The organism is Bdellovibrio sp. NC01 (genome assembly GCF_006874625.1).
Lineage (GTDB): Bacteria > Bdellovibrionota > Bdellovibrionia > Bdellovibrionales > Bdellovibrionaceae > Bdellovibrio.
Genome location: NZ_CP030034.1, coordinates 2790098 through 2813570, shown reverse-complemented (window position 1 = coordinate 2813570; position 23473 = coordinate 2790098). Strand labels below are relative to the sequence as shown.

Genomic DNA, 23473 nt, shown 5'->3' with positions numbered 1-23473 from the left:
CTCCTATTTTTTACGAATCACTGAATCGATAGAGTAAGTGTTATACTGAAATCCAAAAGTCAGAACCGCATAGAGCAAGATATAAATCATCTGAATGCCGACGATTTCCCAGTTCTGTACAATGCACATACCGGCCATTAACGCGATCATCACAAGCGATCCCAACACCAAAGCGGGCAGCGTGAAAAGACCGACAAGTAAGAATCCGCCGACCAGCAATTCAAGTGGTGGGATGGCGTAAGCAAAACCCTGCACGGCAAAATCAGGCAACGGAGCATTTTTAAAAATGCCCATCGTCCAATCAATAAACTTAGAATAATTCGGACCGATGCGCACAAGTCCATGCAGAAAAATGTTAAGTCCCAAAGCGAAGCGTAAGACAGCATAAGCGATAGGTTGGTGCTTGTTGTTAGTCATAAACGAACTCCTTATGACGTCACTTTAGACCTTTTCTATTTAAATGATAATCCCTTGTTTTGTAGAAACATCTTTTCTAAAATAGAAAATATGAAAATACAGAATTTGGAAGATCTCACAGCCTTTTTAAGTGTCGCCGAAGCCGGTGGCTTTTCCCAAGCGGCCCGTACCTTAGAAGTTCCGGTTTCAGTCTTAAGCAAACGAATCGCACGCTTAGAGGGCGCCTTAGGTATAAGATTGTTTCAGCGCAGTACTCGCGCTGTGCATTTAACGGAAGAGGGCAAAGGCCTGATCCCACACTTACAAAGATTGTTTGGCGACATTAAAGAGATCGAAGAACAATTCGTTGATTCCAACGAACTAAAAGGCGTCGTGCGTTTGACGCTGCCGTGGACTTTGACCCAAGGGCCGATCGCACAAATCATTACGAACTTCCGTCAGAAGCATCCCCTTGTCGAAGTGCATGTGCATTTCAGTGATGCCTTTGAAAAACTGGTGGAAGGCGGATTTGATTTAGCAATTCGTTTTTCGACGATGGCCGATTCAACGTTGATCGCACGCCGACTGGGACCTAACTATTTAAAAATCATCGCAAGCAAAGCTTATTTGAAAAAAGCGGGCACACCAAAAACAGTGAAAGAGCTCAAAGAGCATCCGTTGATGTTTGTACCGGCCCACCGCGCACGTCGTTTTCAAAAAAGTGGACTGACACTTTCGGAAGTCGCAAGCACGACCTCGATGATTTCAAACAACGGACTTTTCTTAACGGAGCTTGCGAAAGCCGGGGCGGGCATCGCCATTCGCTCGCACTGGGATGCTAATGAACTATTACGCAAAAAAGAGATGGTCGAAATTGAATTGAATGATCGTCTGGAGTCAGGGCACGACGCTTACATCGTGACGCCGTCGAATCGTTATATGTCGAAAAGAGTGCGAGCTTTAATGGATACGATCGTCGAAGAGTTCCCGAAGTTTTTGAAGGACTAAGTTGTAGTCCGACGAAGTCGGAGTGTAGAGTAGACCAACTTAGAACTTCCAGTCTTCAACCAACAAAGCGGCTTGCAATTTTCCTTGGCGAGTCAAAGCGCTAAGGCTTTTGATTTTGTATTCGAAAGAATAACCAAAAGCGGATTCCTGCTCTGTCACTTTGTGGTGCGGGAAATCCAAACGCAGCTTTGTGAATTTCATGATCTTAAGTGCTGTCGCAGCCAAGCCATAACAAGCGTAATAGAACAAGCTATCACGTTCCCACAGGTCAAACCATGGACGAGTCGTCAGTTGTTCCAGAGTGAACGAGCAACGCTCATAGCACGCAAGACTTCTGAAGATTTGCAGTTGATCGCGATTGTAGATCTGGATGTATTTTTCGCTGCGAATTGTTTCGTGCAAATCGTCTGACGACAAAATGCCCATGCGGAAAAGAAACTGCATCACAAAACGTTCTTGATCGAATGAACCACTGACGTATTCAGAGCGCAGAGTGTTTACGTAAACGCCCAATGCTTTTTCAACGTCGACTTGATGTTCACGACTGAGCTTATGGAAGTGTGGAAGACTGGCATCGTTAAAGGGCACGACTGTATATCCAAATTGCTCTAGCAAAGAGGAAAGATCTTGTAAGTTCTGGCGATAGCTTGCTGCCAGATCTAGTTCGAGCTGTTTTTCGATTTCCATATTACGTCCTAATGAGAGTCCATTAAATAACCGAAAACACTCGTGTAGAAAAGTCTCTTTCATAAATGTAACTTAGTTGAGTAGTTTCTACCTGTTCGGAATGTAGACACTTCGAACATCTGCGGGACACCGAAGAGAATGAAGGCCATTAAAAGAAAAAAGCCCGGGGGATACCCAGGCTTTTTTGACTGAATCAGAACAATTTTAAAGACTACACTTCAAGAAGAAGTCTTTCAGGGTCCTCGACAAGCTCCTTAATTTTCACTAGGAAGCTGACGGCTTCTTTACCGTCTACGATTCTGTGATCGTACGTCAATGCTACATACATCATAGGGCGGATTTCAACTTTACCGTTGATCGCCATAGGGCGGTCTTGGATTTTATGAAGACCCAAGATCGCAGATTGAGGAGCATTCAAGATCGGAGTTGAAAGCAACGAACCGAACACACCACCGTTCGTGATAGAGAACGTACCGCCACCCAAATCATTAGGGGAGATTTTGCCATCACGGCCTTTTGCCGCCAAATCACGTACAGCGATCTCGATACCTGCCAATGACAATGTATCAGCATCTTTTACGTTTGGAACCATCAAGCCTTTTTCAGTCGATACCGCGATACCGATGTTGAAGTAGTTGTGGTATTCGATGTCAGTGCCAACGATCCATGCGTTTACCGCAGGGAACGCTTTCAAAGCTTCAACAGAAGCTTTTACGAAGAAGCCGTTGAAGCCCAAGTTCAAACCGTATTTTTCTTTGAACTTGTCTTTGTATTTCGCACGAAGCTCCATCACTTTCGTCATGTCGATTTCGTTGAAAGTCGTCAAAAGAGCCGCAGTATTTTGCGCTTCTTTCAATTTCTCTGCGATACGTTTACGGATCGTCGTCATCGGAACAAGTTTTTTCTCGCCTTGTTTTGATGGGCCCGTTGCAACTGGTGTTACGGTCGGAGCTGCAGGAGCTTTCGCCGCTGGTGCCGCCGCTTGTGCTGGAGCTGCATTCGCAGAACCCGCCGGAGCATTCAAAACATCACCTTTCGTCAAACGACCATCTTTGCCAGTTCCTTGAACTGTTGAAGGATCGATTTGATTTTCAGTGACGATTCTTTGAACTGCAGGGGATAGGTGTTGGTTAGAACCACCTGCTGCAGGGGCCGCCGCTGGAGTCGCTGCCTGTGCCGGAGCCGCTGCCTTTGGAGCTTCCGCTGCTGGTGCCGCGGCACCTGCTGCTGGAGCTTTTGCATCTGTATCTAGTGTCGCTACAGTCGCGCCGATTTGTACCGTCGCGCCAGCTTCACTACCTGGAAGAATAGTTAATACGCCGTCGTTTTCTGCAACGACCTCAACGCTGGCTTTATCTGTTTCAAGGAGCATAAGCACTTCGTTGCGTTTTACGAAGTCACCAGATTTTTTAGTCCAACTGCCGATCGTCGCTTCAGTGATCGATTCGCCGACTGCGGGAACTTTGATTTCTTGTTTCATTTTGAACGTCCTTACGATGATTAAACTTTAAAACTTAAAAAATGCTTTTAATAATTTCTGCTTGCTCTGCTTTGTGGCGGTAGATAGAGCCCACTGCCGGAGACGCCTTTTCAGGACGACCCACGTACTCAAAGCGCAATTGCAAACCTGCTTTTTGCACAACTTCAACAAACTTGAAGTAGACGTTTTGGAAGGCACCCATGTTTTTAGGTTCTTCTTGCGCCCAAATTAAAGTCTTCGCTTTAGGGTAAGACTTCAATACTTCAGTCACTTGTTGTGCTGGGAATGGATAGATCTGCTCTAGACGAACGAGCGCGATGTTTTCCTTTTTAGATTTTTCTCTTTCTTCAAGAAGCTCGTAGTAAAGCTTTCCTGAAACGAAAACCACTGTATCCACTTTTGATTTATCAACAGTGTCTGCGATCACTTCTTGGAACGAACCTTTCGCAAGATCTTCAATTGAAGATACAGCGCGAGGATGTCTCAATAAAGATTTTGGCGTCATGATAACCAATGGTTTTCTGAAGTCTCTGCGAACTTGTCTGCGAAGGGCGTGATAAATTTGCGCAGGAGTCGTCAAGTTGCACACTTGCATGTTGTACAAAGCACAGCTTTGCAAGAAGCGCTCAAGACGTGCCGACGAGTGCTCTGGCCCTTGACCTTCATAACCGTGAGGCAGAAGAAGAACCAAGCCTGACATTTGTTGCCATTTAGATTCGCCAGCAGCCAAGTATTGATCCAATACGATTTGTGCGCCGTTGACGAAGTCACCGAATTGCGCTTCCCACATCACAAGTGATTTAGGATCTTGCACAGAGTAACCGTATTCGTAACCCATCACGCCGTATTCCGAAAGAATCGACTCGGCCACAAGCAAGTTTGCTTTTGGATTCAAATCAGCAAGAGGGAAGTACGCTTTGTTTGTTTTAACATCGTACATACCCGCATGACGGTGAGTGAATGTACCGCGAACGCAGTCTTCACCAGTCAAACGAACTGAAGTTCCTTCAGACAACAATGAACCGTAAGCAAGAAGTTCACCCATGCCCCAGTCAACCATCTCTTTACCAGCGCCCATAGCTTTGCGCGCTTCAAGCAATTTGATCAATTTTGGATGCGGAGTGAAGTCAGCAGGGAATGAACCGATTTTTTCACCGATTTGTTTTAATTTCGCCAAATCGAATTTTGTATCAGCGGGTTTGTCCATATCGGCTTCTACACCTTTACGCAAACCTTCCCAGTTGCCATCGAATTTGAAGTTTTTCAATTTCGGAGGAGATTTTTTAGTATCTTCGAAAATCTTTTGCAAACGATCCATCGCTTGTTGGTAAAGATCGTCGGCCGTTTTTTGATCTACTGAATTTTCAGCAGTTAATTTTTTAACGTAAAGTTCACGCACAGTCGCATGAGCTTTGATCAGATCGTACATCAATGGTTGCGTGAATGCAGGTTCGTCACCTTCATTGTGACCGTATTTACGGTAGCAGATGAAATTGATAACGATGTCTTTGCCAAATTGTTGGCGGTAGCGAATTGCGATATCAGCAGCGCGCACGCACGCCTCAACATCATCACCGTTACAGTGAAGTACCGGAGTGAATGTCATTTTCGCAGCATCAGATGCATAACGAGTTGAACGAGTGTCTTTACCGTTTGTTGTGAAACCAACTTGGTTATCAACCACGATATGGATCGTGCCGCCAGTTGTGTGAGGTTTCACGCCAGCCAATTGCATTGTCTCTTGGATGATACCTTGACCCGCGAAGGCTGCATCACCGTGAATCAAAACAGGAACAACCGCTTTTCTATCGCCGCCGTTCAAGTCTTGCGCTGCGCGCGCCATACCCAAAGCTACGGCATTCACAGTTTCCAAGTGTGACGGGTTGTAGGCCATCGTTGCTTTAACAGTACCTGTTGCAGTTTTCTTTTCAGTTTTATAACCCAAGTGGTACTTCACGTCGCCGTCGAAGTCTTCAACTGGTTTTTCAAGTTCCAAAGGACCATTGAAGTCACCGAAAACATATTCTTCAGGTTTGCCGAAGTAATTTACCAAAGTGTTCACACGACCACGGTGAGCCATGCCGACGAAAATTTCTTTTACGCCAGCAGCAGAACCTTTGTTCGTGATTGTCTCTAGCATCGGCAACATAGAATCAGCACCTTCAATCGAGAAGCGCTTTGTACCAACGTAACGAGTGTGAACGAATTTTTCCAAAGTCTCGGCTTTAGTTAAAGACGTCAGAGTGTTTTTCTTTTCATCAACAGAAAGTTTGAATGTTGGCGCTTCAAATTCTTGCGTCAACCATTTCACTTCAGCAGGAGCCGCATCAGATGCTTGCAAAGAAATTGTGCCGCTGTAGTTTTTCTTCAACGTCGCGACGATATCAGCAAGAGTTGCATTTGCTTTGCCGATCAATGAACCGATTTGGAATTTCGCGTTTAAGTCTTTGTCGCTCAAACCAAAAGTTTTCAAAGCCAAGGCTTCGTTTGCTTGTGGTGGGTACAGAGGATTCAAGTTTGCTTCAAGGTGACCATTTGCTCTGTAAGCTTGGATCAATTGGTAAACAGCCAACTCTTTGTCAGACATTCCGAATTTACCTTCTTGGGCAAATTCCATTCCTTCAAAGAAGCTTCTCCACTCTGAAGCGAGTGAATCCGGTTTTGCTTTGAAGTCAGCGTAAAGCTGTTCAATGTATTCAAGATTCGAACTGTTAATGCCATTATTGTTCACGAGATGTTCCTCTTGTTGGCCTAAGTTTACGTAGGCTTTGTATGACGCTAAAAATGCTTCCCTAATTTTTCAAAAACTCGAGGCTTTGTAACTCATTAATGCGTAGCAAAATCGCGGGTTTTGATGTTCAACGAAAGCTCTGTCATGATAGCTCTTTTCTAAGCCAAAATGAAGGAGTTTAAACGTGTACAAGTTGGTGCTAATTAGACACGGTGAGAGTGTGTGGAACCAAGAGAACAGATTCACAGGCTGGCAAGACGTAGATCTTTCTGAAAAAGGTCGAGCCGAAGCTCTAAAAGGTGGAAAAGCCCTCAAAGACAGAGGCTTTACATTTGATATTGCGTACACATCAGTTCTGAAAAGAGCGATTAAAACTCTGAATTACGTTCTCGATGAGATCGATCAAGTGTGGCTTCCTGTCCACAAAGACTGGCGTCTTAACGAAAGACACTACGGAGCCCTACAGGGTTTGAACAAAGCTGAGACTGCGGCTCGTCACGGTGAAGACCAAGTAAAAATCTGGCGTCGCAGTTACGACACTCCACCTCCAGCAATGGAGACGAGTGATCCTCGCCATCCTTCTCATGATCCGCGTTACAAGCATGTGGACAAGCATCTTCTGCCAAGCCAAGAGTCTTTGAAAGACACGGTCGCAAGATTCCTTCCTTTGTGGAACAACACGATTGCGCCAAAAATTAAAGGCGGCGAAAAAGTTTTGATCGTGGCTCATGGTAATAGCTTGCGTGCGTTGATGCAGCATCTTGAAAACATGACTCCTGATGAAATCATGGGCGTGAATATGCCGACAGGAATTCCACTCATGTATGAACTTGATAAAGACTTAAAAGTCCTGAAAAAAGAGTTCATCGGTGACCCTGAAGAGGTCAAAGCGGCGATTGAATCGGTCGCGAATCAAGGAAAAGCGAAGTAATCGTCTCGATTTGAGAAAAACCGAGAATTTGTAGTTAAGGTCCAGAGGTTTTATGTCGAAGAATCCATGGGGAGTCTTTGATAATGAAACCACTGGATACTGAAACATCCCAGTCCCTCGTTCGTTCTGAGCGAGGAAGCGCCTTTATTCAGGCATTAGTTGCCATCGGCATCGTTGGCGCGATGATCTATTATCTTTCACCAACAGTTATTAAACATCGCCAACAAGTTTCCAAAACAGCTTCAATCATCACAACACGTTTGGCTTTGCATTCGATGCTTGATTTCACTTTGCTAGGAGTGAAACAACGCTGGTGTTTTTCAGATTCATGGATGCCAGAAAATTGTGGTAAGAGCACTCCGGCAACAACGTCTGAATTGCTATCGCATCCGCGTTCCGTTGAGCGCTTGTTGATGAAACAAGAGACTGTCGATTTCTTAAAAGCAACGGGTTATGGCAATGCTGCCGCAGCACCGATAGATAAAATTGCGGCGCGAATTTCAATCAACAGTTTTTCAGCGTTACATCCGGTTTATAAAATCATCGCCGATCTTAAAGGCTACAAAGTCAGCGCTTTCGATATCACGATTGAACGCGATAAACGTGCTTTGATTCCTGAATACGGTCGCGAAACTTATGTCAAAGTGACAGTGCAACTTTTGGATGACGCCGGAAAAGTGATCGAAGTTGCAGGCAGCAAACTGATCGCGACATCGTTTGTCGGCGTTTACCCACGTGAAGTGGGCAGTTTTGCGTTGCTGGTTGCGGGTGACATGCGTTTGGATCAAGCCACAAGTGTGTCGCCGGTTGTGGGCGACGTTGCCTTTAAAATGTTCAATTCTAAAGCGCAGGCGGGTCAGTATCCAGGGCTTGTTTTTGACAGCCCGGTTTATGTGAATGGCTCTATTTATTTGCCAAATCCTGCTGATAAATCAGCGACAGATTCGATGTATTCTCCAGTGACTTTCAATGAAAAAGTCATCATGGGTGAAGGTCCGATCATGCGCTCGCAAAAAGAATTCCGCCCAAGTTCAGCGGGGGGCGCGACGGATCAGTTTTGGTCTAATATTTCTGAATTCGGTGGCTTTTTAAAAGGTGTCGACGTTGACGGCGGCCGTGATGGCGGTCTTGATAACTTGTCTGGAAAAACGGCACAACAAACTGTTGATAAAACTTTGATGAAACAATGTATCGACAGAACATTGGCGATGACATCTTTGAAGCAGACACAAGACAGTATTTTGACAGGTGTCTTGACGAAAAAATCCGGAAGCAACTTTGATTATCGTTTAGGTCTGACAAAACAAAATCAATTCTCAGTTCAGCGTGGTGAAGCGCAAGCGCCGTATGCAGCACGAGGCGCTCTTGCTGATTCAAGTATGAGTGCTAACACGGGTGCGATTGCCAACTTTAAGTTGGTATTGGCGCCACTTAGTGCCAACGGTTGGAATACGACATTGGAAGTGAATGGTGACATTCCAAACAATGGTTCAGTCACGTTGGAGCCTAAAGTCGATCTTTCGAAACTTAAAGACTCGTTGAATAAACAGCTTAGCAATGCGCAAGAAGACCGTGATCGTTTGAACACGGAACTAAATGCATTAGATGCAAGAATTGCTGATGCGGAACGTGATTTTGAACGTTCACGCGATGCTTTAGAGGCCGCTCGTGCGCAGTCGCCACCAGACAAACGCCGAATTGCCGATCTTGAAGCTGAAGTCGAATCGGATCGCAACCGTGTTGAACGTCGTAAGGCTGAAAAAGCAGCTAAAGATAGAGAAATGGATGCGATCAAAGCAAATCTTGTGGCTTTGCAAGATAAGCTTTCAAAAGCGGAATCAGACGAAAAGGTTCAACCGAAAATTACTATTTCCATGGATGCACCAGATCCTGAAAATACAAATCCAACATTTAAGGATTTGCATATTCAAATCGAGCATCCTGAAATGCTCGTAAATAGCATGGGCGAACCGTTGGATATGTCGTTGAAGCTGCAAGCTTATGACGTCAGTTTCGACCGTCGTTCTTCTTTGCGCCCGAGTATGTTCCAAAAAACGAACGGGTATTTAAACTTTAAATATCAAGGTGGCGATTACGTCCCATTTGACTCTGTGTCTGATTATTCTGGAACAAGCAAGGGCAGCTTGCCTTTGGGTGACATCAATCAGAACTTGGAAAAACTTTGCGCCATTCAAGGTCTGAATGGTTCAACAGCATTTGGTGGTACGGATTGGGGAACTTCGTTTACCGGTAGTTCTCGAAACTCGTGGGCCTTCACGGATGCTTACGATGATCGTAAAGACATTATCTTCGACAACACCAATGCTTCGCGCGCGAATGGTTCAGTGAATTTTGAAGTTCACTCGATTGCAAGAACGTGCATTATTAAAAGCTCTGCGGATTTTGTGACGGGCTTCTTAACGTGTGAAAAATTGCGTATTGAAAGTCGTTCGACTCCGTTGCGTATCATTGCATCGATCATCGTTTCTCAAGGTGTAGAGATCGATGATTCAGCTTATAAATCAGGAATTCGTTGGAGTACGATCTATCATCCACAAGCGACATTTGAATTACGTCAAGCGGGTGTCTTGAAAGGTCAGAACAACGTTGATTGTACTTCGATCAACAGGTTCCCGGTATGGCATCCAAGTCCATCTATTACAGACTTATCGAACTTGTACCGTTGTAACGCGATTTCTTTAAGATCCAAAGCCGATCCATTCCGTTGGACGACCGTAGATCCTGATTGCGGTGCAGTTCCAGGCGTCAGTTCGCATCTGTGCAAAAATCGCATGGTGCGTTTCTATGTTCTGGAAGTGGCAAGGGAGTCAGGCATATGAAGTTAAACAATAAAGGTCTTACGATTATTGAATCCCTTTTGGGTTTAGCGATGATTACCATCGTGGGCTCGTTCTTTATTTCCGGTATGTTGGGAATGAAGAAGGTCGCCAAGGATTCAGGAACGAAGAACTCTTTGTACAAACAAATCAATGATGTGATCGAAAATATTCGTCCTAACGTTCGTATGTACCAAATCAATTATGCAACCAGCGATGAAGAGCGTGATAAAGCTCTGCAAGTCGATAAGTTGCCGATGGCTTGGGGTAACGGAACGTTGTCGACCGCGGAGCAATGCCCGGGTTGCCCTGGTCGTTATGGTTATGTGATTCAAGCGTATCCGAATATGAAGGGTCTTTATCTTGTGACGGTTCGTATGAGTCATAAAGATTGGGCGACGGGTACACCGACGGCTGAAGGAACTCCGACAGCGGTGGGCACATACGGTTACATGGATTATCAGTTTGTGGTGAATGCACAATGAAGAAGTTAAACAATAAAGGTTTCACTCTTTCAGAACTTTTAGTCGGTGTTGCTTTGATGGCCATCGTGGGGATGGTCACGGCTTCGTTCTTCGTGTTTTCTTCAAAAACTCGCAATGAAATCGTCAATGACATCGAAGATAAAACGGACAGCATCATCGCCGAGCGTGTGTTACTAAAAGATTTAAAATACTCAGAGCCGTCGTTTAATAATTTCAGCTTAAGCGATGATACGGGCCGCAACTTTTTTGATTTTGAATCCGAACGCTCGTCAAAGTCGATGGACAATGAGCCACGCAAATACACGATGTCGATCACGGGTAAAAAAGATTTCACGGTGATGATCGTGAATGAAAAACTCGGTTCATCGGTGATGTATACGCCGCGCTCGGCTTACAAGATTCCATATATTCCGACAGATCCAAATGTCGCGGCACCGTTAAACTTTGTTTCTTTGAATCAAGGCAATGCCGTGGCGCAAGCGCAGCCGTTGTTCTGGCAGCCTGGAGTGTTATTAATGCTTGATACACCCGCAATGGTTCGCGAAATGACGGCGTTTGGTCCTAACTACAATCGCCCGGCACGCTCTCCGATTTTTGTGGGTGAAGTCAGTGCGATGGGTGAAACAAGGCTTACACCGGTTAAGCTCAATTTGCTGATTCGTACAAATCCAATGTATCCGAATGAGACGATTGAGAACGAAGATTCGTTCTTAAGAGAAATACCGCCGATGGGAGGAGCCGCTCCTCTTGTGCGCTTGAAGGCTGTATCGATTATCAAGTATTATTTAGATCAGGACAGTAAAACTAAAAAAGTGAACTTGTGGAGGAGCATTTACAAGGGTTCTCAATTTACATCGCCGTCATTGGTTGCCTATGACATCGATCGCGTTGAGTTTTCGCGTAAAGATCCACACGACTCAGTGGTTTACTTTAATATTGTTCGAACGGGGAAATGATAGGGGGCTTGTATGTTTAAGTGGTCTTTGGTGCCATTCGTTGGTGCCATGGCAAGTGTCGCCTTTGCGGGTGACCCTGGAACAGTGAACTCGGGGGCGGGTTCGACGGCTGGTTTCCAAGGCGTCGTTCTTTCTGGTCAAGTCACACGCTCTACTGATGACGGTCTCAGCATCGTTATCACGAATACGTGCTTCGGTACGAATCTTCGTTTTGTGACGAATCCAATCTCTCCATACAGTATTGTGAATATGACCTTGATCGTTAAAGACCACGGCGTGGAAAAAAAGATCATGGTTAAATATCCTGCTTCACTTGTTACACCAAGTGGCGGTTTGAATTCGCTGGCAATTCCTGCTTCAGCGATTTCTGCTCCAGCGGGTATGAATGTGACTGGTGCCGTTTCCGGCAACGTCGTGCGCTTGAATCTGCCGATTGCGTCCTCTGTAACAGTGGATGAAAACGGCAATATTTCGCAGGCAAGTATCGCTGCGGAATTGGGATCTGTTTCTTTTGATCAAGAGTTTGAAACTCCGGGCAATCGTGGTCAATACTCAGGACCGTACTATGAAAATGGTATGAAAAGTTCTGTGAACCCTGACGACTATCGCGGTTATACGGGACCTCTTTCAGCCAGCGTTTACACAGCGGCTTCGAAAGATAAAAAGACTTATAATGTCGCTGCCTACTTCCCTGGGGAGAATGGTTTCTGCGGAGGCTTCTTTTCTCCATTGATGGTGTTCTTTGATGATAAGCGCCCAGAGTTTAAAGCGTCTGTGGACTTCCCATTGAATCCTTCGGGCAAATCAATGTGGCCAGAGGCGGGTGCACCAGGTGCCTTCATTGCGATTGATCGTGATGGCGATGGTAAAATCACAAAGGCTGAAGAGTTGTTCGGTAACGAAAGCGGCAAATACAAAAATGGTTTTGAAGCGCTTCGTGAATTCGATAGCAACAAAGACGGCGTTATTGACAGCAAAGACAAAGACTTTGGAAAATTGCTTTTGTGGTTTGATAAAAACGGTGACGGCATTTCACAAAAAGGTGAATTGGTTCCGCTTAAAACAAAAATCAAATCCATCAGTTTAAAATATGATGGCTCGGCCGTGAACAGTGTTGCGGGTCGTGCGCAAGTGCGCGAACGCAGTTCATTTATCTTTATTGAAAAAGGTAAAGAGAAAAAGGGCGAAGTCATCGACTTGTGGTTTGCTCCAGAAAATCACTAAGGCCATATATTTAAAAATGTTAAATCAAAGAAGGGCTGGTCAGTAGACCGGCCCTTTGTTTTTAGTCACAACGTGAAATCCTGGTTTCGACTTAAGGATAATTTCTTTTTTCTGCCTAACTTGACACCTTTGAAGACGACCACATACTAACCTTGAGAAGTGATTCCGGAAAATACCTTCGCAATGTTTTATTACTCAAAACTAGGAGGATTTTATGCCTATGAGATCATTAGCCCCTTGGGCTGCAAGACGTCCTGCGAACGATTTATTTTCGCAATTTGAAGAGTTTATTAATGAGTTTGATCGCTCGCCTGCTTTGTCACGCAGTGGAATGAGTTTCAATCCTGCTGTCGACATCGATGAACGTGAAAACGCTTATCTAGTCACAGCCGATTTGCCAGGAATGACGAAAGAAAATATCAAGGTTGATATTGAAGACAACGTCTTAACTATTTCTGGTGAACGTACAAAAGAAACCAAAGGCGAAGGTAAATACGCTGAACGTGTTCATGGAAAATTCCAAAGATCATTCAGCTTACCAGCGCATGTTGCCGCAGATAAAGTTCAAGCGGAATTTAAAGATGGTGTATTGCATGTGACGATTCCAAAACAGGAAGGCGCACGCAGTCATTCGATTAAAATTCAATAGGAACTCCAAAGTCCTTGATCCCTCATGCCCGTGTGTTTGAATGAACACATGGGCATTCTTTTAAAAAACATCTCGACACTTTTGACTCTTCAAGGCGCGCGCGAAAAACACGGACGCCATATTGTTGAAGAAGATCTTAGCATTTCCCACAAACAATCGATCTTAATTGAAAAAGACAAGATCGCGTGGATTGGCAACAAGTTGCCAAAAGAATTCGCCAAAAAAAATCACAAAGAATTCGATATGAAAGGCATGACAGTCCTGCCTGGATTTGTTGAGTGTCACACACATCTGATTTTTGCAGGTGACCGTGCCGCAGAATTTGAAATGCGCAACCAAGGTGTTAGCTATCAGGAAATCGCGGCTAAGGGTGGCGGTATTCTTTCAACCATGAAGCATACGCGCGGTTCTTCTTTAAACGATCTTGTGAAGCAAGGTCAAAAGCGCGTGAACCATTTCATCAGTCAAGGTGTCACGACGGTTGAAGTGAAGTCAGGTTATGCCTTGAACTTAAAAGATGAATTGAAAGTCCTTCAAGCCGTTCAGAAGCTTGAAGGCGCAAGAACCGTTGCTACGTTCCTGGGGGCTCATGCTCTGCCACCTGAATTTTCAACTTACGAAAGTTATTTGGATTTCTTGTCGGAAAAAGTTCTGCCAGAAGTGAAAAAGAAAAAGCTCGCACGCAGGGTGGATGTCTTTATTGAAAAAGGATTTTTCCCGAAAGAGGCGTCAGAAAAATATCTGCGTCGTGCGCAAGAACTCGGGTTTGATGTTTTGATTCATGCTGATCAAATGACATTAAGTGGGGGCGCAGATACGGCGATAAAATTGGGCGCTTTATCAGGCGATCACTTGTTGCAAATCACAGATAAAGAAATCAAAGCCTTGGCAAAATCGGAAGTGACTTGTGTGATGTTGCCGTCAGCGGACCTTTACACGCGTACGAAATATCCTCCGGCAAAAGAATTGATCGAAGCGGGGGCTCGTGTGGCTTTAGCGACTGATTTTAATCCAGGCACCTCGCCAACGCAGGATCTGAATCTTGTAGGTTTGCTTGCACGCCTTGAAATGAAAATGTCTTTACCTCAAGTGCTGGCAGCTTACACAGTGGGTGCCGCGTACGCCTTGAATTTGCAAAACGAAGTCGGATCTTTGGAGGTTGGCAAGAGTGCTGATCTTGTGTGCACTCCGCAAGATTGGCGGACTTTGTTCTATAGCGTGGGTGAGGCCTCTGAAAAGCAGGTTTTCATTCGAGGAAAGAAGGCTTTTGACCCTTTGAAATGATAGCTTGCGTTAAGAAATTTAAGATTCTTAAATTATTTGTTTGAATAAAGTGCAAGTTTCTTTCTAGTCTTGGGTTGTGGTGAGGGGGAAGCTACAACAATGAGATCATCGTATACCACTTTAATGCAGTCGAAATATTTTAATCCTGCTTTTAACAGTGCCATCTTTGATGGTCCCATCCGCATCTACTTCGCTCAGTTTCATGAGTCGTTGGCGCTGAAGATTTACTTCATGATCCAACAACGCTTGTTGAACGAAGTCGCTGTCGCGAAAGATCGTTCGAAAGCTTCAGGCGCGAACATTCTGGTGATGGTTTACCCAACAGTTGAAAGCTTCGAGTTATCTTTTGAAGATGCAAATCCAATGAAGACTTGCTTACAAGTTGAGAAGTGGAACGAAGACGTGGTTATCGGTCTTCGCGGCCCAATTGAAGACGAAAACCTGGATCTTTTGGTAGATACTTTGCGTATCACAATGGAAAATTGGCGTCCAGTTGAGCGTCTTCGCGCTGTCGCAGACGTCGAGCTGTGATATCCTAATCCCACTATGATTAAAAATAATCGAGGTCAGGTCATCATCGAATGGGTTCTTTTGATGGTGATTTCATTAGGCCTTGCCGCAATTCTAACGAAGAATCTTGTCAGCCGTGATCGTGATGACGGTGGGGTTCTTACGACGAAATGGAATGCCGTCTTGCGCACAGTCGGCGCTGACATTCCTGATAAACATAACTAGCTGGTCCGCACTTCAGCTTCGCTGAAGTAGGTTCTAAAGAAATGCATTTCCGCGTTTGGCGATTTCTTCTTCAACCGCGGCTTGCATCTTTTCTTGAATATCTTGGGCAATGTCGTGCACAAGTTCCGCATCATTAACTGAGGACGCTTTGTAGGGAAGTTCAATCGGCTCTAAAAAGCGAATGCGCCACTTCGCTGGCAATGGCAAAACATTCAGCGGCAACGGAATGACGGAGCCTTTTAAGAATTTCGTGAATTTCAATTTCTTCAAATTGATGTGAGTCTCTTCCGCGCCCAAAACAATCGCCGGTACAATCGGGCAGCCAGCTTCTAAAGCCATGCGCACGAAACCACGTTTGAATTCTTGCAGTTGATATCTTTCAGTCGTGGGTTTGAAATTCCCTTGCTCGCCTTCAGGAAAAAGCACAATGGCATTTCCTTTTTTGAGGGCATTGAGGCCATTTTCATAAGTTGCTTCCGTAAAACCCATTTTTTGTGCTGGGATCGCTGTCGTTTCTGTCAGAAACCAGAAGTGGTGAGTCAAAACGCGCGGCACACGTTTCGCTTCCTCTTGAATGACGTGACCCAAAAGAAACGCATCAAATCCTGAATAGCCCGAATGATTAGGCGCAATGATAACGGCACCACGGCGTGGGATGTTTTCAGCACCCTCCACCTCAAGGCGGAAGTATTTGCGTAGGATTTCTAAAAGAAAGCGGGGAAGAACACGATAGATCAGCGTGTCTCTATCCAGAGATTTTAGACCAAAAATTTTTTCGTTGGGTTTCGGCAAAAATTTCTTCATGATTGAGAGTGATCATCCAGCGATTTTGGGAGTGTTTATGTCTTCTACTTTTATCATGGCCATCGACCAGGGAACAACCAGCTCTAGAGCTTGCATTATCAATCAAGCCGGAGGTCTTGTTGCCGAGGCACGTGAAACCTTCAAACAGATTTTCCCCAAACCAGGTTGGGTAGAACACGACCCCGAAGATATTTGGTATTCCACGCAACGAGCGATGCGCACAGTTTTGGAAAAAGCCAAATTGCAAGGTTCGCAAATCGCTGCCATTGGAATCACAAATCAACGTGAAACTGTCATGGTGTGGGATCAAAAAACAGGTAAAGCCGTTTACAACGCTATCGTTTGGCAATGCCGTCGTACCCAAGACATCTGCGAAAAATTAAAGAAAGCCAAAAAAGAGAAATTCATTACAGCGCGCACGGGCCTGGTTTTGGATCCTTATTTTTCTGCGACAAAAATTCAATGGATTTTAAAAAACGTAAATGGAGCAGCTAAAAAAGCCAAAGCCGGTGAATTGTTAGCTGGCACCGTCGATACCTATTTGTTGTGGCGTTTGACGGGAAAACAATCGCACAAAACGGACGTCAGCAATGCTTCCCGCACGATGCTTATGAATATTCATAAAGGCTGGTGGGATGAAGAGTTGTTGAAACTCTTTAATGTGCCGGCTGCGTTGATGCCAGAAATCTGTCCTTCGAATGCAGAGTTCGGTCGCACGCAAGGTTTGGGCTTCTTGCCAGACGGAATTCCAATCACAGGAATTTTGGGCGATCAACAATCGGCCTTGTTCGGGCAAATCTGTTTTGAACCCGGTGATACAAAATGTACGTTCGGCACGGGCAGTTTCGTGCTGGTTAATACCGGTAAAAAAGCTGTCACTTCAAAAAATAAATTGCTGGCGACAATCGCTTGGCGCTTAAAAAACGAAGACACAGTTTACGCTCTTGAAGGTGGTGCCTTCGTGTGCGGAGCTGCGGTTCAATGGTTGCGCGATGGTTTGGGACTATTTGCACAATCGTCTGATATTGAGAAATTAGCAAAAACGGTCGACGATACCGAGGGCGTTGAATTTGTTCCCGCATTGACGGGTTTGGGGGCGCCTCACTGGCAGCCGGAAGCTCGCGGTTTGATTTGTGGCCTGACTCGCGGAACGACGAAAGCACACATTGCGCGCGCGACTTTGGAAGCCATGGCTTTGCAAAACGTCGACGTCATGGTGACGATGCAAAAAGATATGGGCAAGAAGTTGAAGTCTTTGAAAGTCGATGGCGGTGCTGCCGCGAACGATCTTTTAATGCAACTACAAGCTGACTATCTGGGTCTCAATGTGATCCGCCCTGAAAATCTTGAGACAACAGCCATGGGTGCCGCGTTTATGGCAGGCCTTGGTTGCGGTTTCTGGAAAGATATCAAAGAACTTAAAAAAGTTTGGAAGACCAATAAAGAATTTAAAGTTAAAATGGATCCCAAGGCCCGTAAAGCACGCATGGCACGTTGGGAAAGAGCTTTAGAGAGAGTTTAATGGCTGATCAAGGTCAGATGATATTTAAAAAAGTTGCGGTCTCTGAAAAGAAAATGCTTTTCAGGGAACTCGCTTCGGATCGCGCGCAGATTTCGCTGAAAGGCGAAGGCGACGATATTTTTCATTTGATCGCCATTCAAACTGAAAAAGATGAAGAGCTACTTTGTCATCACACGGAAGATTCAAAGAAACACGAAGTCGCGCAAAAGGTCATGGTCAATTTCCCATTCAAAACCGAGCGCTATTTCTTTCAGTCGGAATTAAGTTTTAATTCCGGTTGGGCTGTCGTAAAAATCGATGGCGATCTGTTTCAACTGCAACGACGTGCAAATGCACGCATCGACTTGCCTGAAAAATACGAAGCCGTTTTCACGCTGTATCTTCACGGTGGAAAAAATTATTTCCTTGAAAGCAAAATCAAAGACATCAGTGCCGGTGGTATTAAAATCGAATGTCCTTTCGTGACTCCTGAATTTGTAATCGGGGAGCGCATCAAAGGGACCATTCGCTTGGGTGCACGCCGCGCTTTGGAATTTGATCTTGAAGTGCGTTTTGCAAAGGTAAACGATAAAACGCAAGTCGCGGGCTTGCAGTTTATGAATATCGATTTGACGAAAGAAAACCGATTACTCAGTCTGATGATGGATCTACAGCGAGAAATCTACATCAAGTATTCTGGAAAAAAATAATGATCATTGGACAATCCGCTTTTAAAAACATCGCTATCTCGGATCGTAAAGAGCTTTTCCAAAACCTTGTTGCCGAACAAGGACAGTTGCTATTGCGCGGAGCCGGTGGCGAGTCTTTTCACGTAAAAGCTATCGGGATTGACGATGAAATGTTGGAGTGTCAACCCACTGACGATGTTCAAGTCAAAATTCAAACTCAAGATGTCGTTGTGAATTTGGATTTTGATAATCAGCGCTATTTTCTAAAAACATACGTGCGCTCTGAAAATAACAAACTTTATATCAATACCAATGTGGAAGTGTACCAACTTCAACGTCGTGCGAACGTGCGCGTGCCCATTCCAGAAGAATTCGATGCATTGTTCACATTGCACGGCCATGGTGGCAAAAAATATTTTAAAGATTGCACAGTGAAAGATGTCAGCGCCGGCGGAGTCAGAATTGAATTCAGCGGCGAAAAGCCCGATTTAAAAATCGGCGATGTCGTAAAGGGCAGTCTAAGATTAGGCGCTCGTCGCGCGATGGAATTCGATCTTGAAGTGCGTTTCGTACAAAAACGCGAACACGACAATGGCACAACCTATACAGCCGGCACACGCTTCATGGAAGTCGATAAAGTCATGGAAACAAGAATGCTCCAATTAATGACCGACCTCCAACGCGAACTCTTCATCAAATCCGCCAAATAAAGGTGTCTGTCGTTTTTTTGGGTCTACAGTGCGTTAGCGTAGTTTATCTTCGGCGTCTTTAAGGGCGGCTGTGGTTTTCTTTAGGCGATCTGCGAATGATTTTAACATGCAGTTTGCCCAGACTGGAAGATCTTCAAGCAATTCTTGGAAGCCTTCTTCGGAAACGCGCACAAGTGTCACTTCGGTGACTGCCATGGCAGAGGCAGAGCGCGGTTTGTTTTCAAGAAGGGCGAATTCACCAAAGGATTCGCCATCGTGGACTTGGCCTAATTCAACTTTTTGGCCTTGGCGATTCATCGTGCAGATGCTGACCGTTCCTGTTTCGATGATGTAGAAATGTCTTTCCAAATCACCTTCGAAGAAAATGTAGTCACCAGCGGGATAAGTTTCTTTTACGATTGCATCGCTCATTATTATCGTCCTTGAGAAAATAAGAGCCGCATAAATCAGCTCTTATATAATTTTACTCAGTTCATGGACGTTTTTGACAAATGAAATCTTCTTATCCTTCGAAATTTTGACCTCGGAAAGGTGGCGTTTGTTAGAATACGGGATCACGAAGTGCTTAAATCCGAGCTTATCCGCTTCTTTAATGCGATTTTCTACGAAAGAAACCCCACGAACTTCGCCAGTCAAACCGATCTCTCCAAAGAAACAAGTTTTTGAATCCAGATCGCGACGACTTTCCGTTGATAGAATCGCAGCTGCGACCGCAAGGTCTGCCGCTGGTTCAATCAATTTCAAACCGCCAACAACGTTGATAAAGATATCATTCGAACTTAAGCGCACATCCAAATGACGATCCAAAACCGCCGTTAACAGATGCAGACGATTCACATCGATACCCAAAGCGGTACGACGAGGCATCGCCATATGGGTCGACAGTGTTAACGCTTGAACCTCACACAGAAGTGGGCGAGTGCCTTCCATCGAAGCAAAGACCGCAGAACCGATCAATTGATCGCCACGTTCTTCAAGGAATAATTCGGAAGGATTTGAAACCTCTTCCAGACCTTTCGTGTTCATTTGGAAAACGCCCAATTCCTGAGCGGCACCAAAACGATTTTTCAAAGCACGAAGCAAACGGAAGTTGTAAGAGATATCACCATCAAAAGACAGAACGCAGTCCACCATATGCTCAAGCACTTTAGGACCCGCGATGTTGCCATCTTTTGTGACGTGACCAATCAAGATCACAGTGATGTTTTCTTGTTTCGCAAGACCCATGAGATGACCTGCGCATTCGCGAACTTGCGATACGGAACCAGGAGCTGCCTGCAAATCAGGAAGATACATCGTTTGAATAGAATCGACGACAAGCACATCTGGCTTTTTGTGACGAGCAAGCTCCATCACGTTATGCAGATTACTTTCACAGCCAATTTCAATCAACGGAGTACGAATTCCCAAGCGATGCGCACGTGAACCCGTTTGTGAAACGCTTTCTTCGCCCGAGATGTACAAGATTTTATGTTTGTTATCTGCAAGGCCACCGGCCATTTGCAAAAGCAAAGTCGATTTGCCGATACCAGGGGAGCCGCCCAAAAGAACGAAGCTTCCACGTGCTAAACCACCACCTAAAACGCGGTTCAGTTCTTCAAAACCTGTATCGAAGCGATCCAATTTGATCTCTTCAAGTCTTTGGTCCAGTGACACAGGCTTGTTTGCTGCTGTTGCCGTGTCAGAAGGCCCTGTAGACCAACCTCGGGTTTTAACCTCTGCCAGCTGCAATTCTTCCACGTAGGAATTCCACGCGCCGCAGTCGGAACATTTTCCTTCCCACCTAGGACGTTGGGCTCCACAATTTTGACAGGTATAGATCGTTTTCGTCTTCGATTTTGCCATGGATATTCGGTATCATTATTAAAGCTGAGTGACAAGGATGCACTTTGCTTGCTCCGACGTAGTCGGATTTTTGTTTTGGAGTGGCGGACATGAAGACCTCCCTGAAATGGTTATTATTTTCTTTGGCAGCGGGCCCTGTGGCCTCAACAGCATTTGCTCAATCGGGCAAGGATGAATTAGAGAGCTTTAAAAAGGCTATGGAGTCTTTTAAGGCTTCTAAATACGAAGCCGCTATTCCGGCCTTCGAAGAAATCGCGAAACAAAAAACTGATTTAGAAGAATACGCATATTTCTATTTGGCGCAGTCGTACATGAAAACGGGCAAGATGGATGACGCTGAAAAAGAGTTGAATAAACTCCAAGCGTTATCGCCCAACGTAAAAATGTCGATCGAAGCGTCAAGCTTGCAGGGGCAAATTGCACTAGAAAAGAAAAGCTATAAACAAGCAGCGGCGTTATTTACAAAACTTGAAAAGCGCACACGCAACACAGAATCTTATCCAGAGATCATTTACAACTTAGCACTTGCTGAAGACGGTATGAAAAAGCATTCCCAAACATGCAAATGGTTGGAAAAACTTTACGAAAAATATCCAGGTTATTCAAAAGTGCAAGATTGGAGTGTCGATCTTGCTGCGAACGAATTCAACGGCAAGCCTTCAGGTTGTAATGTGACGACGGAAGATTTCCGCACACGCGTTCGTTATTTGTTATTCGCAGGTCTTGATCAAAAAGCGCAAGCCGAAATCAACGTGATGAAAGAGAAGCTTGCAAAGACCGATAAATATCTTGCCGATAAATTGCAAGCGCAGTTCTATTTGCAAGAAGGCGAGTTGACGAAAGCTGTTGAAATTCTGACTCCGTATTACGAGAGCATGAAAAAGAATTTCGATTATTTGATTTTGTTCGCATCAGCAACGGCGCGTGCGGGTGAAGTGCAACAGGCAGTCGGTTCTTACTATTCAGCTTATAAATTAAGCCCGCGTTCAAAAACGGGTCGTCAAGCTTTATACCAGTCGGCATTCTTGAGCTATCAGTTCCAAGATTATGACGGTGCCGCTCGCAGATTCCAAGAGTTCATGAAAGTGTATTCGAACTCTGGTTTGAATCGCGATGCAAAATGGCACTTGGCGTGGTTGAAATATTTGAAGGGTGATTATCAAGGCGCTTATAAGGCGTTTTCTGATATGCAATCGCTGAAGCATAAAAATAAAAAAGCGTGGAAAGCATTCCCGAATGATCGTGTGACTTACTGGATGGCGATGAGTTTGTATCGTCAAGGTAAGACCGAGCAAGCTCGTGGTATGATGGAAGGCTTGGCAAAAGATCCTCTTCTTGGTTACTATGCGATTGTAGCGCAAGCGCGATTGAAAAAAATGGAAGCGACTTTGCCAGCAGCTAAATTGGCGCAAAGTCCATTGCCAACTGCACCTCGTATGATTTCAAGATTTTCTGCCGGCGAGTTCTTGATGCCGTCAGTTGAAGACACGTACCGCGGTGACGATTCAGAATCTGAAGAGACAATGTTGATCACTCAGTATTCTGCTGATGACGAAAAAGGTGAAGAGGAAGAAGCGGACGGTAGCGACTCAACCGATCAACAAGCTGTTGAGGTTGTGCAAAACGCAACTGATAAAGATGAAGCCACTGCCGGTGAAAACTCAGCTTCATTCTCTAGCCCCGTGTTGATGCGTCGTTTTGAAAGAGCCCGCGATTTGATGATCGTTGGTGAAAATGAATGGGCTCGTTGGGATTTGTATGACATCGAAAGAAAAACGGCGAATCGTGAATACCTTCGCACTTTGATGACGGAATACAGCACTGCTGGTCACTTCAATCGTTCTTCGTACTTGGCGCAAGTGACATTCGGTGGTCAACGTGCCGCTCATGGTGTTGACGGTGTTCGCTACTTGTGGGAGCTTGCGTATCCTCGTGCGTTCAATGACTCTGTTGAAAAATACACGAAGAAGTTCGTGGTTCCTGAAGAACTGGTTTGGGGCATCATGAGAGCGGAAAGTTCTTACCGCTGTGACGCGATTTCACCAGTGGGTGCGTTGGGCTTGATGCAAGTTATGCCATTCACAGGGCACAAAGTTGCAACATTGATCGGCGATAAAGAGTTTAAGGCTCCAATGTTGCTTGAGCCAGAAACGGCTGTGAAAGTTGGTTCGCGCTACTTGAAACGTTTGATGGACAGATTTGATAACACGATTCCGTTGGTCGCTGCAGGTTACAATGCAGGTCCACATCGTGTAAAAAATTGGTTGGTATCTTTTGGCGGGTTGGAAACGGATGAGTTCATTGAACACATTCCGTTCTTGGAAACTAGAAACTACGTAAAACGCGTTGTTTCGAACGCTTATGTTTATGCAAAATTGTACGGCAACAAAAAAGATCTTTTCCCATACTTGTCAGAGCCAGTTCCGGTGAAAGTAAACGCCGAACTTGTGGGAAAGGAAAACTGGGATGACATTTGATTTTTATTTGGCTTAGGTTTCTTTTTAAAAAGTTAATCGAAATA

The 23473-nt window shown here is 45.0% G+C and carries 21 protein-coding genes; 14 read left to right on the top strand and 7 right to left on the bottom strand.

The features are described 5' to 3' along the window. Positions 1-3 precede the first annotated feature (3 nt). Positions 4-417, bottom strand: a complete 414-nt coding sequence (locus DOE51_RS13400) for a DoxX family protein (protein ID WP_142697059.1) — start codon at positions 415-417, stop codon at positions 4-6. A gap of 90 nt (positions 418-507) precedes the next feature. Between DOE51_RS13400 and DOE51_RS13395 the strand changes: the two genes are divergently transcribed. Continuing rightward, positions 508-1404: a LysR family transcriptional regulator gene (locus tag DOE51_RS13395; RefSeq protein WP_142697058.1), complete on the top strand. Its 897-nt coding sequence runs from the start codon at positions 508-510 to the stop codon at positions 1402-1404. Between the two features lie 39 nt (positions 1405-1443). On the opposite strand, the gene DOE51_RS13390 is transcribed toward DOE51_RS13395, so the two are convergent. The 3 genes from DOE51_RS13390 to DOE51_RS13380 all read right to left on the bottom strand — a co-directional run bounded on the left by DOE51_RS13390 (position 1444) and on the right by DOE51_RS13380 (position 6302). Then, complete coding sequence (locus DOE51_RS13390; protein ID WP_142697057.1) at positions 1444-2091, bottom strand: hypothetical protein; 648 nt, start codon at positions 2089-2091, stop codon at positions 1444-1446. Between the two features lie 211 nt (positions 2092-2302). Then, positions 2303-3571 carry a 2-oxoglutarate dehydrogenase complex dihydrolipoyllysine-residue succinyltransferase gene (odhB, locus tag DOE51_RS13385; RefSeq protein ID WP_142697056.1) on the bottom strand — a complete coding sequence of 423 codons (1269 nt, stop codon included), beginning with the start codon at positions 3569-3571 and terminating at the stop codon, positions 2303-2305. Between the two features lie 34 nt (positions 3572-3605). Further along, complete coding sequence (locus DOE51_RS13380; RefSeq protein WP_142697055.1) at positions 3606-6302, bottom strand: 2-oxoglutarate dehydrogenase E1 component; 2697 nt, start codon at positions 6300-6302, stop codon at positions 3606-3608. A gap of 184 nt (positions 6303-6486) precedes the next feature. Here DOE51_RS13380 and gpmA point away from each other — a divergent pair, with 184 nt between their 5' ends. The 9 genes from gpmA to DOE51_RS13335 all read left to right on the top strand — a co-directional run bounded on the left by gpmA (position 6487) and on the right by DOE51_RS13335 (position 15403). Beyond that, a complete protein-coding gene (gene gpmA, locus DOE51_RS13375) occupies positions 6487-7233 on the top strand; it encodes a 2,3-diphosphoglycerate-dependent phosphoglycerate mutase (protein ID WP_142697054.1) in 747 nt (248 codons plus the stop codon). Between the two features lie 83 nt (positions 7234-7316). Further along, entirely contained in the window at positions 7317-10073 is a 2757-nt protein-coding gene (locus DOE51_RS13370; RefSeq protein WP_142697053.1) for a hypothetical protein, read from the top strand. Beyond that, on the top strand, positions 10070-10555 hold the full coding sequence (locus DOE51_RS13365; protein WP_142697052.1) for a hypothetical protein: 486 nt from the start codon (positions 10070-10072) through the stop codon (positions 10553-10555). The genes DOE51_RS13370 and DOE51_RS13365 overlap by 4 nt, the downstream gene beginning before the upstream one ends. After that, positions 10552-11511 (top strand): type II secretion system protein J, encoded by a 960-nt coding sequence (locus DOE51_RS13360; protein ID WP_142697051.1) that lies wholly within the window; start codon positions 10552-10554, stop codon positions 11509-11511. Before DOE51_RS13365 ends, DOE51_RS13360 begins: the two co-directional genes overlap by 4 nt. Before the next feature lie 12 nt (positions 11512-11523). Next, positions 11524-12735, top strand: coding sequence for an EF-hand domain-containing protein (locus DOE51_RS13355; protein ID WP_246845091.1), 1212 nt, complete (start codon positions 11524-11526; stop codon positions 12733-12735). Positions 12736-12955: 220 nt separating this feature from the next. Then, a complete protein-coding gene (locus DOE51_RS13350; RefSeq protein WP_142697050.1) occupies positions 12956-13384 on the top strand; it encodes an Hsp20/alpha crystallin family protein in 429 nt (142 codons plus the stop codon). 48 nt (positions 13385-13432) lie between these two features. Further along, positions 13433-14668, top strand: coding sequence for an imidazolonepropionase (hutI, locus tag DOE51_RS13345; protein WP_142697049.1), 1236 nt, complete (start codon positions 13433-13435; stop codon positions 14666-14668). A 123-nt stretch (positions 14669-14791) separates the two neighbouring features. After that, a complete protein-coding gene (locus DOE51_RS13340; protein WP_246845090.1) occupies positions 14792-15199 on the top strand; it encodes a hypothetical protein in 408 nt (135 codons plus the stop codon). A gap of 15 nt (positions 15200-15214) precedes the next feature. Next, positions 15215-15403 (top strand): hypothetical protein, encoded by a 189-nt coding sequence (locus tag DOE51_RS13335; RefSeq protein ID WP_142697047.1) that lies wholly within the window; start codon positions 15215-15217, stop codon positions 15401-15403. Positions 15404-15436: 33 nt separating this feature from the next. Here DOE51_RS13335 and DOE51_RS13330 read toward each other — a convergent pair whose 3' ends face one another. Next, entirely contained in the window at positions 15437-16207 is a 771-nt protein-coding gene (locus DOE51_RS13330; RefSeq protein WP_142697046.1) for a lysophospholipid acyltransferase family protein, read from the bottom strand. A gap of 37 nt (positions 16208-16244) precedes the next feature. Between DOE51_RS13330 and glpK the strand changes: the two genes are divergently transcribed. From glpK to DOE51_RS13315, 3 genes are read left to right on the top strand one after another with little or no spacing between them, the layout of a single operon-like run. After that, a complete protein-coding gene (gene glpK, locus DOE51_RS13325; RefSeq protein WP_246845089.1) occupies positions 16245-17729 on the top strand; it encodes a glycerol kinase GlpK in 1485 nt (494 codons plus the stop codon). Next, the gene (locus tag DOE51_RS13320; RefSeq protein ID WP_142697045.1) at positions 17729-18418 is read left to right on the top strand and encodes a PilZ domain-containing protein; all 690 of its coding nucleotides are present in this window, start codon (positions 17729-17731) and stop codon (positions 18416-18418) included. The genes glpK and DOE51_RS13320 overlap by 1 nt, the downstream gene beginning before the upstream one ends. After that, positions 18418-19107: a flagellar brake protein gene (locus tag DOE51_RS13315; protein WP_142697044.1), complete on the top strand. Its 690-nt coding sequence runs from the start codon at positions 18418-18420 to the stop codon at positions 19105-19107. Before DOE51_RS13320 ends, DOE51_RS13315 begins: the two co-directional genes overlap by 1 nt. A 33-nt stretch (positions 19108-19140) precedes the next feature. On the opposite strand, the gene DOE51_RS13310 is transcribed toward DOE51_RS13315, so the two are convergent. Then, on the bottom strand, positions 19141-19518 hold the full coding sequence (locus DOE51_RS13310; protein ID WP_142697043.1) for a Crp/Fnr family transcriptional regulator: 378 nt from the start codon (positions 19516-19518) through the stop codon (positions 19141-19143). 42 nt (positions 19519-19560) lie between these two features. Further along, positions 19561-20952, bottom strand: coding sequence for a DNA repair protein RadA (gene radA / locus DOE51_RS13305; protein WP_142697042.1), 1392 nt, complete (start codon positions 20950-20952; stop codon positions 19561-19563). 89 nt (positions 20953-21041) lie between these two features. Between radA and DOE51_RS13300 the strand changes: the two genes are divergently transcribed. Beyond that, positions 21042-23429, top strand: a complete 2388-nt coding sequence (locus DOE51_RS13300; protein WP_142697041.1) for a transglycosylase SLT domain-containing protein — start codon at positions 21042-21044, stop codon at positions 23427-23429. Positions 23430-23473: the final 44 nt, after the last annotated feature.

Bases quoted from the DNA above. Each gene is read 5' to 3' on its own strand.
- radA (WP_142697042.1), bottom strand. From the start codon at position 20,952: ATGGCAAAATCGAAGACGAAAACGATCTATACCTGTCAAAATTGTGGA.
- DOE51_RS13395 (WP_142697058.1), top strand. From the start codon at position 508: ATGAAAATACAGAATTTGGAAGATCTCACAGCCTTTTTAAGTGTCGCC.
- DOE51_RS13340 (WP_246845090.1), top strand. From the start codon at position 14,792: ATGCAGTCGAAATATTTTAATCCTGCTTTTAACAGTGCCATCTTTGAT.
- DOE51_RS13330 (WP_142697046.1), bottom strand. From the start codon at position 16,207: ATGAAGAAATTTTTGCCGAAACCCAACGAAAAAATTTTTGGTCTAAAA.
- DOE51_RS13310 (WP_142697043.1), bottom strand. From the start codon at position 19,518: ATGAGCGATGCAATCGTAAAAGAAACTTATCCCGCTGGTGACTACATT.
- DOE51_RS13390 (WP_142697057.1), bottom strand. From the start codon at position 2,091: ATGGAAATCGAAAAACAGCTCGAACTAGATCTGGCAGCAAGCTATCGC.
- hutI (WP_142697049.1), top strand. From the start codon at position 13,433: ATGGGCATTCTTTTAAAAAACATCTCGACACTTTTGACTCTTCAAGGC.
- DOE51_RS13365 (WP_142697052.1), top strand. From the start codon at position 10,070: ATGAAGTTAAACAATAAAGGTCTTACGATTATTGAATCCCTTTTGGGT.
- odhB (WP_142697056.1), bottom strand. From the start codon at position 3,571: ATGAAACAAGAAATCAAAGTTCCCGCAGTCGGCGAATCGATCACTGAA.
- glpK (WP_246845089.1), top strand. From the start codon at position 16,245: ATGTCTTCTACTTTTATCATGGCCATCGACCAGGGAACAACCAGCTCT.
- DOE51_RS13315 (WP_142697044.1), top strand. From the start codon at position 18,418: ATGATCATTGGACAATCCGCTTTTAAAAACATCGCTATCTCGGATCGT.
- DOE51_RS13350 (WP_142697050.1), top strand. From the start codon at position 12,956: ATGAGATCATTAGCCCCTTGGGCTGCAAGACGTCCTGCGAACGATTTA.
- DOE51_RS13355 (WP_246845091.1), top strand. From the start codon at position 11,524: ATGTTTAAGTGGTCTTTGGTGCCATTCGTTGGTGCCATGGCAAGTGTC.
- DOE51_RS13360 (WP_142697051.1), top strand. From the start codon at position 10,552: ATGAAGAAGTTAAACAATAAAGGTTTCACTCTTTCAGAACTTTTAGTC.
- DOE51_RS13300 (WP_142697041.1), top strand. From the start codon at position 21,042: ATGAAGACCTCCCTGAAATGGTTATTATTTTCTTTGGCAGCGGGCCCT.
- DOE51_RS13335 (WP_142697047.1), top strand. From the start codon at position 15,215: ATGATTAAAAATAATCGAGGTCAGGTCATCATCGAATGGGTTCTTTTG.
- DOE51_RS13320 (WP_142697045.1), top strand. From the start codon at position 17,729: ATGGCTGATCAAGGTCAGATGATATTTAAAAAAGTTGCGGTCTCTGAA.
- DOE51_RS13400 (WP_142697059.1), bottom strand. From the start codon at position 417: ATGACTAACAACAAGCACCAACCTATCGCTTATGCTGTCTTACGCTTC.
- DOE51_RS13370 (WP_142697053.1), top strand. From the start codon at position 7,317: ATGAAACCACTGGATACTGAAACATCCCAGTCCCTCGTTCGTTCTGAG.